This window comes from Streptomyces sp. NPDC046821 (assembly GCF_040645335.1).
Taxonomy (GTDB): Bacteria; Actinomycetota; Actinomycetes; order Streptomycetales; family Streptomycetaceae; genus Streptomyces.
On record NZ_JBEYYB010000009.1, the window covers coordinates 263,340 to 278,076 of the forward strand.

The 14,737-nt window shown below is 69.3% G+C and carries 14 protein-coding genes; 7 read left to right on the forward strand and 7 right to left on the reverse strand.

What is annotated here, in order from left to right; all coding sequences use genetic code 11:
* Positions 1 to 195: 195 nt before the first annotated feature.
* Positions 196 to 837: a PhzF family phenazine biosynthesis protein gene (locus ABZ893_RS20340; RefSeq protein WP_361405376.1), complete on the forward strand. Its 642-nt coding sequence runs from the start codon at positions 196 to 198 to the stop codon at positions 835 to 837.
* On the opposite strand, the gene ABZ893_RS20345 is transcribed toward ABZ893_RS20340, so the two are convergent.
* Both ABZ893_RS20345 and map read right to left on the reverse strand, forming a co-directional pair.
* Entirely contained in the window at positions 838 to 1,542 is a 705-nt protein-coding gene (locus ABZ893_RS20345; RefSeq protein ID WP_361405379.1) for a biliverdin-producing heme oxygenase, read from the reverse strand.
* Between the two features lie 119 nt (positions 1,543 to 1,661).
* Positions 1,662 to 2,519, reverse strand: coding sequence for a type I methionyl aminopeptidase (gene map, locus ABZ893_RS20350; protein ID WP_361405382.1), 858 nt, complete (start codon positions 2,517 to 2,519; stop codon positions 1,662 to 1,664).
* Between the two features lie 58 nt (positions 2,520 to 2,577).
* On the opposite strand from map, the gene ABZ893_RS20355 reads away from it, so the two are divergent.
* The gene (locus tag ABZ893_RS20355) at positions 2,578 to 2,808 is read left to right on the forward strand and encodes a hypothetical protein (protein WP_361405385.1); all 231 of its coding nucleotides are present in this window, start codon (positions 2,578 to 2,580) and stop codon (positions 2,806 to 2,808) included.
* Positions 2,809 to 3,078: 270 nt separating this feature from the next.
* Here ABZ893_RS20355 and ABZ893_RS20360 read toward each other — a convergent pair whose 3' ends face one another.
* Positions 3,079 to 3,678 carry a hypothetical protein gene (locus ABZ893_RS20360; protein WP_361405388.1) on the reverse strand — a complete coding sequence of 200 codons (600 nt, stop codon included), beginning with the start codon at positions 3,676 to 3,678 and terminating at the stop codon, positions 3,079 to 3,081.
* Positions 3,679 to 3,808: 130 nt separating this feature from the next.
* On the opposite strand from ABZ893_RS20360, the gene npdG reads away from it, so the two are divergent.
* The gene (gene npdG / locus ABZ893_RS20365) at positions 3,809 to 4,549 is read left to right on the forward strand and encodes an NADPH-dependent F420 reductase (protein ID WP_361405391.1); all 741 of its coding nucleotides are present in this window, start codon (positions 3,809 to 3,811) and stop codon (positions 4,547 to 4,549) included.
* Between the two features lie 119 nt (positions 4,550 to 4,668).
* Positions 4,669 to 4,863 carry a hypothetical protein gene (locus ABZ893_RS20370; RefSeq protein WP_361405393.1) on the forward strand — a complete coding sequence of 65 codons (195 nt, stop codon included), beginning with the start codon at positions 4,669 to 4,671 and terminating at the stop codon, positions 4,861 to 4,863.
* On the opposite strand, the gene ABZ893_RS20375 is transcribed toward ABZ893_RS20370, so the two are convergent.
* Positions 4,853 to 5,653: a site-2 protease family protein gene (locus ABZ893_RS20375; protein WP_361405395.1), complete on the reverse strand. Its 801-nt coding sequence runs from the start codon at positions 5,651 to 5,653 to the stop codon at positions 4,853 to 4,855. The genes ABZ893_RS20370 and ABZ893_RS20375 overlap by 11 nt on opposite strands.
* 216 nt (positions 5,654 to 5,869) lie before the next feature.
* On the opposite strand from ABZ893_RS20375, the gene ABZ893_RS20380 reads away from it, so the two are divergent.
* Complete coding sequence (locus ABZ893_RS20380; RefSeq protein WP_361405398.1) at positions 5,870 to 9,175, forward strand: BTAD domain-containing putative transcriptional regulator; 3,306 nt, start codon at positions 5,870 to 5,872, stop codon at positions 9,173 to 9,175.
* 56 nt (positions 9,176 to 9,231) lie between these two features.
* On the opposite strand, the gene ABZ893_RS20385 is transcribed toward ABZ893_RS20380, so the two are convergent.
* The 3 genes from ABZ893_RS20385 to panB all read right to left on the reverse strand — a co-directional run bounded on the left by ABZ893_RS20385 (position 9,232) and on the right by panB (position 12,169).
* A complete protein-coding gene (locus ABZ893_RS20385) occupies positions 9,232 to 10,056 on the reverse strand; it encodes an ABC transporter permease (protein WP_361405401.1) in 825 nt (274 codons plus the stop codon).
* On the reverse strand, positions 10,053 to 11,084 hold the full coding sequence (locus tag ABZ893_RS20390; protein ID WP_361405404.1) for an ATP-binding cassette domain-containing protein: 1,032 nt from the start codon (positions 11,082 to 11,084) through the stop codon (positions 10,053 to 10,055). Before ABZ893_RS20390 ends, ABZ893_RS20385 begins: the two co-directional genes overlap by 4 nt.
* A 176-nt stretch (positions 11,085 to 11,260) precedes the next feature.
* On the reverse strand, positions 11,261 to 12,169 hold the full coding sequence (panB, locus tag ABZ893_RS20395; protein WP_361405407.1) for a 3-methyl-2-oxobutanoate hydroxymethyltransferase: 909 nt from the start codon (positions 12,167 to 12,169) through the stop codon (positions 11,261 to 11,263).
* A gap of 212 nt (positions 12,170 to 12,381) precedes the next feature.
* On the opposite strand from panB, the gene ABZ893_RS20400 reads away from it, so the two are divergent.
* Together ABZ893_RS20400 and ABZ893_RS20405 are read left to right on the forward strand one after the other, a co-directional pair.
* Positions 12,382 to 13,974 (forward strand): MFS transporter, encoded by a 1,593-nt coding sequence (locus ABZ893_RS20400; RefSeq protein ID WP_361405410.1) that lies wholly within the window; start codon positions 12,382 to 12,384, stop codon positions 13,972 to 13,974.
* Positions 13,975 to 14,080: 106 nt separating this feature from the next.
* Positions 14,081 to 14,680 (forward strand): TetR/AcrR family transcriptional regulator, encoded by a 600-nt coding sequence (locus ABZ893_RS20405; RefSeq protein WP_361405792.1) that lies wholly within the window; start codon positions 14,081 to 14,083, stop codon positions 14,678 to 14,680.
* Positions 14,681 to 14,737: the final 57 nt, after the last annotated feature.

Below are 14,737 nucleotides of genomic sequence, written 5' to 3' on the forward strand. Positions count from 1 at the left end.
GGCTCCAAGACGGTTCAATCAGCGAGTGAGGCAGACCTAACTTAACGGAGGCTTACCTCACTGCACCCCGGGGGTACGGTGATTCACTTCACATCGACTCCACCCCGTACCGCCCCGGCCACGAGCGACCCATGGACGACCCCGCAAAAAAAGCCAAGAAAAGGCAAACCGGCGGCCCTCTGATTGACTGCCGGGATGACGGACTACGACGTGCTCCGCGTGTTCTGCGGCCCGCAGGGCGACCACGGCAACGAACTAGGAGTCGTACGCGACGGAAGCACGGTCCCCGACAGGGAAGACCGCCAGGCGATGGCGGCGAAGCTGGGCTTCAGCGAGACGGTGTTCGTGGACGACCCCGAGCGGGGCGTCATCGACATCTACACCCCCACAACCCGCCTCCCTTTCGCCGGCCACCCCTGCGTAGGAGCGGCCTGGCTACTGGACGTCCCCGAACTGGTAACGCAGGCGGGCGCAGTAGGAACAAGGCAGGACGGCGAGTTCACCTGGATAGAAGCCAGACCATCCTGGGCACCCCCAAGAACCCTGACCCGGCACGAATCCCCAGCTGCCGTAAAAGACCTCCCCATCCCGCCCCCCGGTGAATGGATCTACGCCTGGGCATGGCAGGACATGGCGGCAGGCAAAATCCGAGCACGCGGATTCCCGGGCAGAAACGACGGAATAACGGAAGACGAGGCAACGGGCGCAGCGGCCCTCCTCCTGACGGCGCAACTGGGCCGAGCCCTGAACATCACACAGGGCAGAGGCTCCCAGATCCTGACGGCACCGCAGCCGGAGGGCTGGATCGAGATAGGCGGCAGAGTAAGCCTGACGTGATCAGGCGGCGCGCCCGAACTCCTCACCAAGGGCCTTGAACACACCGGTGTTCAACGAGAAGGCAAGCTTGCACTCACCAACAATCCGCTGCCGCTCAAGCTCATCAGCACAAACGCCATCAAGCAGCTCACGATAACGACGCTTGAAGGCAGCAGGATTGGAGACCCCCTCAAAAACATAAAACCGAACCCCATCCCCCTTACGGGCAAACCCCCAAGCCTTCTCGGCCTTGTCACGGATGATCTGCCCTCCGGAGAGATCGCCGAGATAACGGGTGTAGTGATGGGCGACGTAACCCCCGGGCCAGGACCGCACACACTCGGCAACGCGGTCGGCGTAGACCTGAGTAGCAGGAAGCGCAGAGAGCGAATCCCGCCACCCGTCCCCCCGCAGATGGGCAAGATCCCGCTCGATCTCACGGAGCCGAAACAACTCAGGCTGAATAAAAGGCCCCGCAACAGGATCCCCAACAAGCCCCTCCAGCCCCTCCAGCCCACCCCCCACCTGGCCCCCCGCCCCACCCTCCAGGCCGCCACCCTCCAACTCCCGGTAAACAAACCAGAGTTGCTCGGTGTACCGGGCATAAGCCTCAACCCCAAGAGCCCCACCCAGCAGATCGCTCATGAAGGTGGTGCTCTCCGCCTCGGCGTGCTGCTCGTGGGAGGCGGCGCGGATCAAGGCGGAGAAGGCCGAGGGCGTGTCCATGGGATGAGACCTCCAGGTTCCCGACGGGGTGTCGGCAAAAGGACGCTACCCCGAACCGGGACCAAGGGAACGCAAAAGAAGCCCGCTCCAACAGGAGCGGGCTTCCATGGGGCAACAGCTCACGGAAGGGTGAGGATCTCCGCACCAGAGTCGGTCACAACGAGCGTGTGCTCGAACTGAGCGGTCCGCTTCCGGTCCTTCGTGACGACGGTCCACCCGTCGTCCCACATGTCGTACTCATGGGTGCCCAGAGTCAGCATGGGCTCGATGGTGAAGGTCATCCCGGGCTGGATGACGGTGGTCGCGTGGGGGCTGTCGTAGTGAGGAATGATCAGCCCGGAGTGGAACGACGAGTTGATGCCGTGCCCGGTGAAGTCCCGCACGACGCCGTAGCCGAACCGCTTGGCGTAGGACTCGATGACACGGCCGATGATGTTGATCTGACGGCCGGGCTTGACGGCCTTGATGGCGCGGTTGAGGGACTCGCGGGTGCGCTCGACGAGAAGCCGGGACTCCTCATCCACATCGCCCACCAAATAAGTGGCGTTGTTGTCACCGTGCACGCCACCGATGTAGGCGGTCACGTCGAGGTTGACGATGTCGCCGTCGTTCAGGACGGTCGAGTCGGGAATCCCGTGGCAGATGACCTCGTTGACGGACGTACACAGCGACTTGGGGAAGTTGCGGTAGCCGAGGGTCGACGGGTAGGCGCCGTGGTCGCACATGTACTCGTGGGCGATCCGGTCGAGCTCGTCCGTGGTCACGCCGGGGGCGATGGCCTTGGCGGCGGCCTCCATGGCCTGAGCGGCGATCCGCCCGGCAACCCGCATGGCCTCGACGGTCTCGGGGGTCTGGACCTCCGGCCCCTTGTACGGCGTCGGAGCGGGCTTGCCCACGTATTCGGGACGCCGGATGTTTCCGGGCACGGAACGAGTGGGAGAGAGCTCCCCCGGTACGAGCAGCGACTGACCAGACATACCAGCGAGTGTATCGAGCGGCTGTGGGGGACCATGGTCATGGCGAGAGGAGCCGCAGATGGCCCTGTTCAAGAAGCGGACCGTCGGAAAGCCCGGCGAGTGGTACTACTGCCTCGAACACAAGAAGGTCGAGGAGGGGCCGGAGTGCCCCAACAAGGACCGTTTCGGCCCGTACGCGACCCGCACAGAGGCGGAACACGCGATGGAAACGGCCCGGGAACGCAACCTCGAATGGGAAACGGACCCGAAGTGGCACGACGCCGCGGCTAAGAACGACGACGAGGCGTAGATCGCCGCCGGCGATCACCGACGTAACAAGCAAGAGGGACCGCCCACCGGCGGAAAGGCGCCCGACAACGGGAGGGGCCGTGGGGGCATGTGCGCGCGGAGCCACCAGCACCACACGCAGGGCGAACTGAACCCCACGTAAACCCGTAGAACAGCGAGCACGTACATGCCCCCGCGGCCCCGCACCCAAAAGACCGCCGTCCCCCACCGACGGAAAAAGCAAGGACACCGAAACCACCCACGATCACTCGGTGCCCTTGTCAGGTAGGAGTCACCACCCACCCGGCGGCGGAGAAGTCAGCTGATCCGCCAGCCGGGACAACCGGTCACGAAAGCGCCGCCGAGGCCCCCGAGCAGCGGGAACGGGATTCTCACCGGCAGCAGCACTCACCAGATGCTGCACGGTGTCGAGATCAAGATCGGCCCCAGGGGCCAGCGCTTCATGCGCCATGGCGTGCAGCTCACGATCTCCGGAAGACAGCGCCATCACCGTCGCCCCGGCCCGCCGAGCGTCATGCACCCGCTCCAGCAGCTCGGCCCCCGGCGCCCCAGGCGCCACGACCAGCAGAGTCTCCCCCCGCCGAGCCGCCTCCACCCGCCCGAGCCCCACGGCAAGATGCGCCGGATCACCCTCGACAGCGCGATGCCGCACGAGCGTGGGCGACAGCTCAGGCATCCCGGACCACGCGGCCTCGTCCACCAGATGGGCGGCGAGATGCCAGGGTTCGTAAGAGGGCGTACCGACGAGCAGCAACCCACCTCCGTGCGGCACGACGGACCCCCGAAGCGCCCCCGCGAAGCGGCGCGTCGCGCCCAGCCACTCGGTCCCGGCAAGCACTTCCCGCAGCAATGCGACCCGTACGGCGTCCATGCCGCGCATACTGCCTCAACCGTCAGATCGCCAGACCGAGTTCACAGGGATTTCCCCCTGATCGGTGAGGGGCCACGGCACTGACAGATCTCTCTGGTTGACCTTGGTACGGCTGAGTAAGGTCACGGACATGACCTCTACCGACAACGTTCAGAACCCTTCAAATACGACCCCTGCGAAGGCTCCCGCGAAGGCCCCGGCGAAGGACCCCTGGGACCTCCCGGACGTGTCCGGACTAGTCGTGGGCGTACTCGGCGGCACAGGCGACCAGGGCCGTGGCCTGGCATACCGACTGGCCAGGGCGGGCCAGAAGGTGATCATCGGATCCAGGGCGGCGGAGCGCGCAGAGACGGCGGCGCAGGAGCTGGGCCTGGGCATCGAGGGCGCGGACAACGCGGAATGCGCCCGCCGCAGTGACGTAGTGATCGTGGCGGTGCCGTGGGAGGGCCACGCCAAGACGCTGGAGACGCTGCGCGAGGAACTCGCGGGCAAGCTGGTGGTCGACTGCGTGAACCCGCTCGGGTTCGACAAGAAGGGCGCGTACGCGCTGAAGCCGGAGGAGGGCAGCGCGGCGGAACAGGCGGCGGCGCTGCTGCCGGAGGCGCGCGTGACGGCGGCGTTCCACCACTTGTCGGCGGTACTGCTCCAGGACGAGGCGATCGACGAGATCGACACGGACGTGATGGTGCTGGGGGAGGAGCGGGCGGACGTGGAGATCGTCCAGGCGCTGGCGGGCCGCATCGCGGGGATGCGGGGCGTCTTCGCGGGCCGGCTGCGCAACGCGCACCAGGTGGAGTCGCTGGTGGCCAACCTGATCTCGGTGAACCGCCGCTACAAGGCGCACGCGGGCCTGCGGGTCACGGACGTGTAGCGGGACGCTGTAACCCACACCACAGACCGCGACAGAGGTGCAGCCAGCGGAGGGCGGGCGCGGGGCATGGGGGACACTGGAGGACGAACGACCTCTCCGTCCGACAGGAGCCACCCCCCATGCCCCGCCTCGCTCTGTACGCCCTTGTGCTCTGCGTCCTCTCGGTTGCCGCCGCAGTGGTCTCCTTCGTGGAGGGCAGCCTGCTGGGCATCGTGTGGGTACTGCTCGCGGGGATCACGTCGAACATGACGTGGTACTACGTACGCAAGGCGAAGCTCGAGAAGCAGCCAAAGACCCCCGCGCCTACTGCGTGACGACGGGAATCTCCGGAGTCCCCTGCCAGAACCGGTAGAACGCCTGCCCGAGTTCCCAGTCCCACTGGTTCACGCCCAGGGACCGCAGGATGGTGTGGACAACGTCGAAGAACACCGCGCCCACCCCTGGAACCCACAGGATGGCGAACACGGCGAGCAGCCCGAAGGGCGCGAAGGGCTCGACCTGCCGCCGCACGCCGTGGGACAGCCAGGGCTCGATGACGCCGTACCCGTCAAGCCCAGGCACAGGCAGGAAGTTCAAAATGGCCGCGGTCACCTGAAGCAGCGCAAGAAAACCGAGCGCGTACCGAAACGTGTCCGGCACCCCATTGAGCGCATGGAGCCAGAACGGCGAGGTACACACGACGGCGAACAGAACGTTCGTCAGCGGACCGGCCGCGGAAATGAGACTGTGCCGCCAGCGCCCCCGGATCCGCCCGCGCTCGATGAACACGGCGCCACCGGGCAGACCGATCCCGCCCATGATGACGAAGATGACGGGCAGCACGATGCTCAGCAGGGCGTGGGTGTACTTGAGCGGGTTGAGGGTCAGATAGCCCTTCGCGCCGATGGAGATGTCCCCGCTGTGGAGCGCGGTGCGCGCGTGGGCGTACTCGTGGAGGCAGAGGGAGACGATCCAGGCGCCGGTCACGAACAGGAAGACGGCGAGGCCGGGCTGCGCGGCGAAGCCCGTCCACACCGCCCAGCCGGCGACCGCGGTGACGGCGGCGATGCCGACGAAGACGGGGCTGATCCTGCGCTCGCTGCGACGGGTGGCGGCGGTGGTCATGGGCGGAAGGCTCCCGGGGTACGTGGTTGCCGTTGGCTGCGAAGCCGAATGGGTGGACGGTCGAATGACGACCGTACCGGTGGCCCGGCGTCAGAGGAACGTACCGAGGAAGCGCCACGGTTCCCTTCAAGACTTCCCCCGCCAAAAACCAGGCACCGCCCCCCCGCCCCCAAAACCCCCGAGCGAACCCCCACCCCCAACAGAGAGAATGACCCGGTGCGCTACCGAGTCCTCGGCCCCACCCAGGCACTCCGCGACGACGGCACGGCCGTCCCCGTGGGCGGGCCGCGCCTGCGCGCCCTCCTGACCGTGCTCGCCCTGCGCCCCGGCCGAACGGTCCCGCCGCGCACCCTGGCCGACGAGGTCTGGGGCGCGGACCCGCCGGCAGATGCGACGGGCGCGCTCCAGGCACTGGTCGGACGGCTGCGCAAGGCGCTCGGCGCCGACGCGGTGCACTCCTCGGAGGGCGGTTACCGCCTGACGGCCGACCCCGAGGACATCGACGTGTTCCGCTTCGAGCGCCTGGTCGGGGACGGCGTACGGGCGCAGTCGGACGGCGACCCCGGCAAGGCGGCAGCCGTCCTGGACGACGCGCTGTCCCTGTGGCACGACCCGGCGCTCGCCGACCTCCCGGACCGCTCGGCGGGCGCCGCCCGCTGGGAGGCCCTGCACCTGGACGCCCGGCGCACCCGCCTGTCGGCGTCCCTGGCGCTCGGCCAGGCCGACACGGCGCTCCCCGAGCTGACCGCGCTGTGCGACGCGCGCCCACTGGACGAGCCGCTCCAGACACTGCGCCTGCGCGCCCTACGGGACACGGGCCGCCCGGCGGAGGCACTGGCCGCGTACGAGCAGGTACGCGTCCTGCTCGCGGAGCAACTCGGCACGGACCCGGGCCCCGCCCTACAGGCACTGCACGCGAACCTACTGACCCCAGCCCCCGCCCCAACCCAAACCCCCACAGCCACCACCCCAACCCCACCCCACCGCCCCCATCCCCCCGCCGGCAACCTCCGAGCCCGCCTCACCTCCTTCGTCGGACGAACGGACGACATCCAGACGATCCGCGAGGAACTCACCCGCGTACGGCTCGTGACGCTGCTAGGGCCGGGCGGCGCAGGAAAGACCCGCCTGTCCCAAGAGGCTGCCGAGGCCATGGACGTACTGGACGGCGTATGGCTGGTGGAACTGGCCCCCGTGGAGGACCCGGACGCCGTACCGGAAGCAGTCGTCACCGCGCTCGGCGCCCGCGAGACGGTGCTGCGCGGCGCCGGAGCAGAGGAACTGCGGGCCGCGTCGGACCGGCACGGCGACGACCCGGTCGTCCGGCTCACGGAACACTGCGCGCGCCGCCGGATGCTGATCGTGCTCGACAACTGCGAGCACGTAGTGGAGGCGGCAGCCCGCCTCACCGAGCAGCTGCTCGGCCGCTGCCCCGGCGTGACGGTACTCGCGACGAGCCGCGAACCCCTGGGCGTACCGGGGGAGTTGCTGCACCCGGTCGAGCCGCTGCCGGAGCCGTTCGCGCTGCGGCTGCTCGGGGAGCGGGGCGCTGCGGTCCGCCCCGGCTTCCGCGTCGAGGACGACGAGCGGGCCGCCGCCGAGATCTGCCGCCGCCTCGACGGGTTGCCCCTGGCCATCGAACTCGCGGCAGCCCGGCTGCGGATGCTGACGCCCCGCCAGATCGCCGACCGCCTGGACGACCGGTTCCGCCTGCTCACCTCCGGCGCTCGCACGGTCCTCCCGCGCCAGCAGACGCTGCGCGCGGTCGTCGACTGGTCCTGGGACCTCCTGGACGAGAACGAACGAACAGTCCTGCGCCGCCTCTCCGTGTTCAGCGGCGGCTGCGACCTCCCGGCCGCCGAGGCCGTGTGCGGACCCGACGCCCTAGACGCGATCGGCTCCCTCGTCGACAAGTCCCTTGTCGTGGCGTCCCCTTGGGGCACGGAAGAAACCGTCACCGGTATGCGGTACCGCCTCCTCGAAACCGTCTCCGAGTACGCCGGAGACCGCCTCGACGAGGCCGGTGACCGCACGGACGCCGAGCGCGCCCACCTCACGTACTACCGCGAACTGGCCCGCACCACCGACCCCCGACTGCGCGGCCACGGCCAGCGCGCCGCGATCGCCCTCCTGGAGCGCGAGTACGAGAACCTGCGCACGGCGCTGCGGCACGCCGTCGCCGCGCGGGACGAGCAGGAGGCGCTGTGTCTGGTGCTGTCGCTCTCCTGGTTCTGGCAGATGCGTGACCTGCGCGTCGACGCGCGTAACTGGTCCCGCGACACCGCGGCCCTCGGCCCGGACCCCTTCGCCGAGCCCATCGCCCCCGCGCCCCCGCTCCACGAACGCTGCACCGACAACCCGCCTCCGCTCCAAGGCGAACTCCTCGTGGAGGCACGTCGAGAGGTGCACCTGCTGCGGCTCGCGTACATGGACATGGAGATCGCGACCTGGGACAGCGAGGAGGGCGCCGGGAGGCTGCGCGCCATCGCGCGGACGTACCGTCCCGGCCTCCCGCAGACCTGCCGCCCGCCCGGCAACCTCTGGTTCTACGCGGTGATGATGACCGGCGACATCGAGGGCCTGTGGACCCTTGCCGACGTCACCGTGCGGACCTGCCGCGAGCTCGGCTACACCTGGGAGCTGGCCCTCACGCTCCAGCTGCGGGCCAACATCCTCGCCAACCGCACCGACAGTTCGAACGACGCCGTGCGGGACGCGGACGAGGCCCTCGACCTGTTCACCCGGCTCGGCGACCGCTGGGGCGTCGCCGAGGCGCTGTCCGCGCGCGGCGAGGCGCACGAGCGCAAGGGCGCGTACGCCGAGGCCGCCGCCGACTACGCGGCCGCTATCGAGGGCGCCGAACTCCTCGGCGCGCAGGCCCAGGCCGCCCTCCTGAACGCGCGGCTCGGGCAGGTTCTGATCGAGCAGGGCGACGGCGAGCGCGGCGAGGCGCTGCTGCGCTCCATCCTCGACCCCGACAAGCGCCACGCGAACTCGGCCGGGCCCGCTGCCCGTATGTTCCTCGCCGGGCGGTACGGCGCCACGGGCCGGACCGGCGAGGCCCGGGAACAACTCCGGCTCCTCCAGGAGGAGTTCAAGGCGATGCACTTCATCGCCTTCCGGGGGCTCATCGCCGGGATGAACGCCTGGCTCGACGCGGCGGACGGCCTGGCGGACACGGCGCTCACCGGCGCCGCCGAGGCCCTGGACCTCGCACGCGACCCGCTGTCCCTGGTGATCGCCCCGCACATGCCGGCCCAGCACCTGGTCACCGCGGGCTGCGCACTGATCCTGAGCGGCGAGGCGGCCGACGCCCACGAGGCCGCCCGCCTCCTCGGCGCGGCCGACGGTCAGCTCCCACCCCGCCATGTGCGGACCTATCTGGAGCGTCACTCCCGCGAATCCGCCGAGAACGCGGTCCGCGCCCTCCTCGGCGACCGCGCGTACGAGGCCGCGTACGCCGAAGGCGGCGGCCTGTCTCTCGACGAGGCCACCGCCCTCCTGAGCCGCCACCACGACTGATCCGGCATCACGACTGATCCGGCATCGCGACAGACCCGGCGTCACGCTGCTGAACGTCAGTTCTTGGTGCGGAACTTGTGGATCGCGACCGGCGCCATCACGAGCGTGAGGGCCGCCGACCAGATCACCGTCACCCACACGGCGTGCGCGGCCGGGCCGCCCACCATCAGGCCGCGCGCGGAGTCCGCGAGCGTGGACAGCGGGTTGTAGTCCGTGAACGCCTGGAGCCAGCCCGGCATCGACTGCGTCGGCGCGAAGACCGACGAACCGAACTGCAGCGGGAACAGCACCAGGAAGCCCATGGCCTGCACCGACTGGGCGCTCTTCATCGTGACGCCGAGCACCAGGAAGATCCACATGATGGACGTGCCGAACATCGCGCTCAGGCCCACGGAGGCGAACAGGCCGCCCCAGTCGGTGATGTCGAAGCCCACCAGGACACCGACGATCATCATGATCGTCGTCGCGATGAGCAGCCGCATCAGCTCCACCACGATCTTGGCGAAGAGCACCGAACCCTGGCCGATCGGCAGGGTCCGGAAGCGGTCCATGATGCCGTTCTGGAAGTCCTGGTTGAAGCCCGTGCCCACCGCCATCGCGATGTTCATGCTCATCATCGCCATCATGCCGGGGACCACGTACTGCACGTACTGGTCCTTACCGCCGCCGAGGGCCTGGCCGATCGAGCCGCCGAAGACGTACACGAACAGGAGCGTGAAGACGATCGGCATCATGACCGCGTCGAACATCGACTCCGGGTCCTGACGGATCCACAGCAGATTGCGGCGGACCAGCGCGCCGGTGTGGCGGATGTGGGAGCGCAGGCCGATGCGCGCGTCCGCCTCGGGCCTGAGGGGCGGGGCGAGGGTGGTGGCGCTCATACGGCGGCTCCTTCGAGCTCGTCGGAGGAGGTGTCGTCCTGCGGGGCACCGGCCTTCTGGCCGGTGATGGACAGGAACACCTCGTCCAGGCTGGGCAGTTCGGTGGAGATCGAGCCGATCGTGATGCCGCGCGCGGTGACCGCGCCGACCACGGCGGTGAGCTGCTCGTCGCTGAGGATCGGGACCAGTACGGTGCCGGCCTCGGCGTCCACCGTCGACGTGGCGAGGCCGGTGAGGCCCATCTCGTCGAGCGCGGCGGACAGCGGGTGCAGCTCCAGCGGGTCGGCCGGGCGGATGCGCAGGGTGCGGCCGCCGACCTTCGCCTTGAGGTCGTCGATGGCGCCGCCCGCGATGACCTTGCCCCGGTCGATGACCGTCAGCTCGCCGGCCAGCTGCTCGGCCTCCTCCATGTACTGGGTGGTGAGCAGCACGGTCACGCCGTCGCCGACCATGCGGCGGACCTCGTCCCACACCTCGTTGCGCGTGCGCGGGTCGAGGCCGGTCGTCGGCTCGTCCAGGTAGAGGACGGACGGGCTGCCGATCATCGACGCGGCGAGGTCGAGCCGACGGCGCATACCGCCGGAGTACGTCCTCGCCGGGCGCGTCGCCGCCTCGGTGAGGGAGAACCGCTCCAGGAGCGAGTCGGCCCTGGCGCGGGCGTCCTTGCGGGACAGGTCGAGCAGGCGCCCGATCATGTACAGGTTCTCGCGGCCGGAGAGCTTCTCGTCGACCGCGGCGTACTGGCCGGTGAGGCCGATCACGCGGCGCAGCTGCCGGGGCTGCTTCACCACGTCGTACCCGGCGACGAACGCCGAGCCGGAGTCGGGGGTGATGAGGGTGGACAGGCACCGGACGAGGGTGGTCTTGCCGGCGCCGTTCGGACCGAGCACGCCCATGACGGTGCCCTCGTGCACGTCCAGGTCCACGCCGTCCAGCGCCTTGGTCTCGCCGTAGTGCTTGACCAGCCCCCGCACCGTGACGGCGACCGGGCGGCCGCCGACGTCAGGGTTCTTGTCGATTCGCGTCATGACGAACAAGCTGCCAGTCGCCACTGACAATTCACCGACATCCCACCGACATCCCACCGACAGCCCACCTACAGCCCACCTACATCCCACCGAGAGACGGCGACAGCCCGTCGACCGGGAACGATCGACGGGCTGCCGTGGTGCTGCTCGGGTTCAGTTGTGTTACTGAGTCAGAGTCAGTGGACCGAGTGCTCCTCCGCCGGGAACGTCCCGCCGACCACGTCCTGGGCGAATGCCTTCACCGCGTCGCCCATGACGCCGCGCAGATCCGCGTACTGCTTCACGAAGCGCGGCATCTTGCCGCCGGTGAGGCCGAGCATGTCGGTCCAGACGAGGACCTGGGCGTCGCAGTCCGGGCCCGCGCCGATGCCGACGGTCGGGATGTGCAGCGACCGGGTGACCTCGGCGGCCAGCTCGGCCGGGACCAGTTCGAGGACGACGGCGAACGCGCCCGCGTCCTGCGCGGCCTTCGCGTCGCGCAGCAGCCGGTGGGCGTCCTCGTCGGCGCGGCCCTGGACGCGGTACCCCATCGTGTTCACGGACTGCGGGGTGAGGCCCAGGTGGGACATCACGGGGATGCCGGACTGCACGAGCAGCTCGGTCTGAGCCAGCGAACGCTCGCCGCCCTCCAGCTTCACCGCGCCGACCCCGGCCTCCTTGACCAGGCGCGTCGCGGACCGCAGAGCCTGGACCGCGCCTTCCTGGTACGAGCCGAAGGGCAGGTCGCCGACGACGAGGGCGCGCTTGGTACCCCGTACGACGGCGGCGGACAGCATGGTCATCTCGTCGAGGGTGACCGGAACGGTGGTCTCGTAGCCCAGGTGACAGTTGCCCGCGGAGTCGCCGACGAGGATCACCGGGATGCCGGCCTCGTCGAAGACGGACGCGGTCATCGCGTCGTACGCCGTGAGCATCGGCCACTTCTCGCCGCGCTCCTTGGCGAGCGAGATGTCGCGCACCGTGACACGCCGGGTGCTCTTGCCCCCGTACAGCGCCTTACTGCCGCTCTTTCCTCCGTCGACCGTGGTGGCCGCGGGGTCCTGCGGGTTCTCGGGGCTGTTCTGGGCAGCCGAAAGCTGCGTCATCGCAACGGCTCCTTCTGTCGTCTCGAGGCGCCCTGACGGCGTCCCCGGATCCCCTCCATGGTGGCACCGAGCACGGACCCGGCGCCATAGGGGGTGTGCCACATGGCCGCGCCGGTCCCGCACCGGTTTCGTGATGTTTCCGGCTTCGTAAAGAGTGCTCCATGCTTCAAATACGAGACGGTCTCGTATCGAAAATGCTCTAGACTTTTTCCATGACCACTCCTGAGGTTCCGGCAGCCACGCGCATACCGGAGGCTGTGCACCGCCGCCGCTGGGCAATCCTCGGCGTTCTGATGCTCAGCCTGCTGATCGTGGTGCTCGACAACTCGATCCTGAACGTCGCGATCAAGACGATCTCGACCCCGGCCCCCACGGGCCTCGGCGCCACGCAGAGCGAGCTGGAGTGGGCGATCAACGCCTACACGCTGGTGTTCGCCGGCCTGCTCTTCACGGCGGGACTCCTCGGGGACCGCCTCGGGCGCAAGAAGGTGCTGGTCGGCGGTCTCGTCGCGTTCGGCCTCGGCTCCGCGCTCGCCGCCGAGTCGGGTTCACCCGTCCAGCTCATCGCCTTCCGGGCACTCATGGGCCTCGGCGCCGCCTTCGTGATGCCGGCCACGCTCGCCGTCCTGATGAACGTCTTCGAGCGCGACGAGCAGCCGAAGGCCATCGGCATCTGGGCGGGCGGCGTCGGCCTCGCCATCGCCATCGGCCCGATCACCGGCGGCCTGCTCCTCGACCACTTCTGGTGGGGCTCGGTCTTCCTGGTCAACGTGCCGATCGTGATCGTCGCGGTCGTCCTGATGCTGATCCTCGTACCGGACTCCCGCGACCCGAAGCCCGGCCGTATCGACCTCGTGGGCGTGGCCCTGTCCGTCGTCGGACTCGTCCTGCTGGTCTACGGCATCATCAAGGGCGGCCAGCTCGCCGACTTCACCGCTCCGACGGTCCTCACGACCATCGGCGCCGGACTCGCCGTCCTCATCGGCTTCGTCCTGTACGAGAAGCGCAGCGACCACCCGTCGATCGACATCTCGTACTTCAAGAACAAGGTGTTCTCGGCAGCGATCGCCGCCATAGCGCTCGTGTTCTTCGCGCTGATGGGCGTCACCTTCTTCAGCGTCTTCTACACCCAGAGCGTGCGCGGGTACTCGCCCCTGCAGACCGGCCTCCTGATGCTGCCGCTCGCCGCGTCCCAGCTGATCTTCGCGCCGCGCGCCCGCCTCGTCGTCGACCGCTTCGGCGTACGCGCCGTGACGACCGGCGGCCTGGTGCTCCTGGCCGCGATGCTCGCCGCGTTCAACCTCCTCGACGCCAACACCCCCATCTGGCTCCTCGAAGTCATCTTCTTCCTGATGGGTACGGGCATGGCCCACGTCATGACCCCCACCAGCGTCGTCATCATGCAGGCCCTGCCCCGCGAGAAGGCCGGCTCCGCGTCCGCGCTCAGCAACACGTTCCGCCAGGTCGGCGGCGCCCTCGGCATCGCCGTACTCGGCTCCGTCCTGTCCACGGCGTACCGCAGCCAGATCCAGGACAAGCTCGGCCTGCTGCCGCCCGGACTGCGGCACACCGCCGGCGAGTCCATCGAGGCCACCCTCGGCATCGCCGCGAAGCTCGGCCCGCGCGGTGACGCGCTCGTCGGCGCGGCCAACGACTCGTTCCTGCACGCCATGCACGTGACCGCCCTGTGCGGCGCCGCTGTGGCCATCGTCAGCGCCGTCGTCACCGCGATGTTCCTGCCGGGGCGCGCACCCCAGGAGGCGGTCGGGGAGACGAGCGAGGAGGCCGTCCGGGCGGGCCGCTGACCAGGCTTGAGACAATCGCCGCCGCGGAGTGACAGGGCGGCGGGCTGGGCGGTTGTCGCCCGTACGCAGGGCGACGGGAAGGCGGAGAGGCGGAGTGGCCGTGGACATGGTGGACGCGGGGCGCGCGGGACGGGGGCGCCCCCGCAGTGAGGCCGTCGAACGGGCCATCGTCGAGGGTGTCCTCAAGCTGATCGAGGAGGGCGTTCCGCTCACCGAGCTGTCCATCGAGCGGATAGCCCGGACGGCGGGAGTCGGCAAGGCGACCATCTACCGGCGCTGGTCCGGCAAGGAGGAACTCTTCGTCGAGGTCCTGCGCTGCATGGAGGAGCCCGAGCCCGAACTGCCCGGCACCTCCATGCGCGACGACCTCGTCGTCCTCCTGGAACACCTGCGCCGGCGCGGCGTCTCGATGCGTTCCTCGGTCCTCCTGCACAACGTCTTCGCCCAGATGAAGAGCCTGCCGCGGCTCTGGGAGGCGTACCACGCCACCGTCATCGAGCCGCGCCGGCGCGTCATGTTCGACGTGCTGCGGCGCGGCGTCGAGAACGGGGAGCTGCGCGCGGACATCGACATCGAACTCGCCAACGACTTCTTCGTCGGGCCTGTGCTCCTGCGCACGATGATCCGGCCCGACGCGCCGCTCGCCGACGATCTGTCCGAGCAGATCGTCGACAGTGCGCTGGCCGGGCTGCGGCCGCCGGACTGACGGTCCGTCGGCGGGGTCGAGGGCATCTGAACGTTGTGTGTTCGCTCTCGCTGCGGG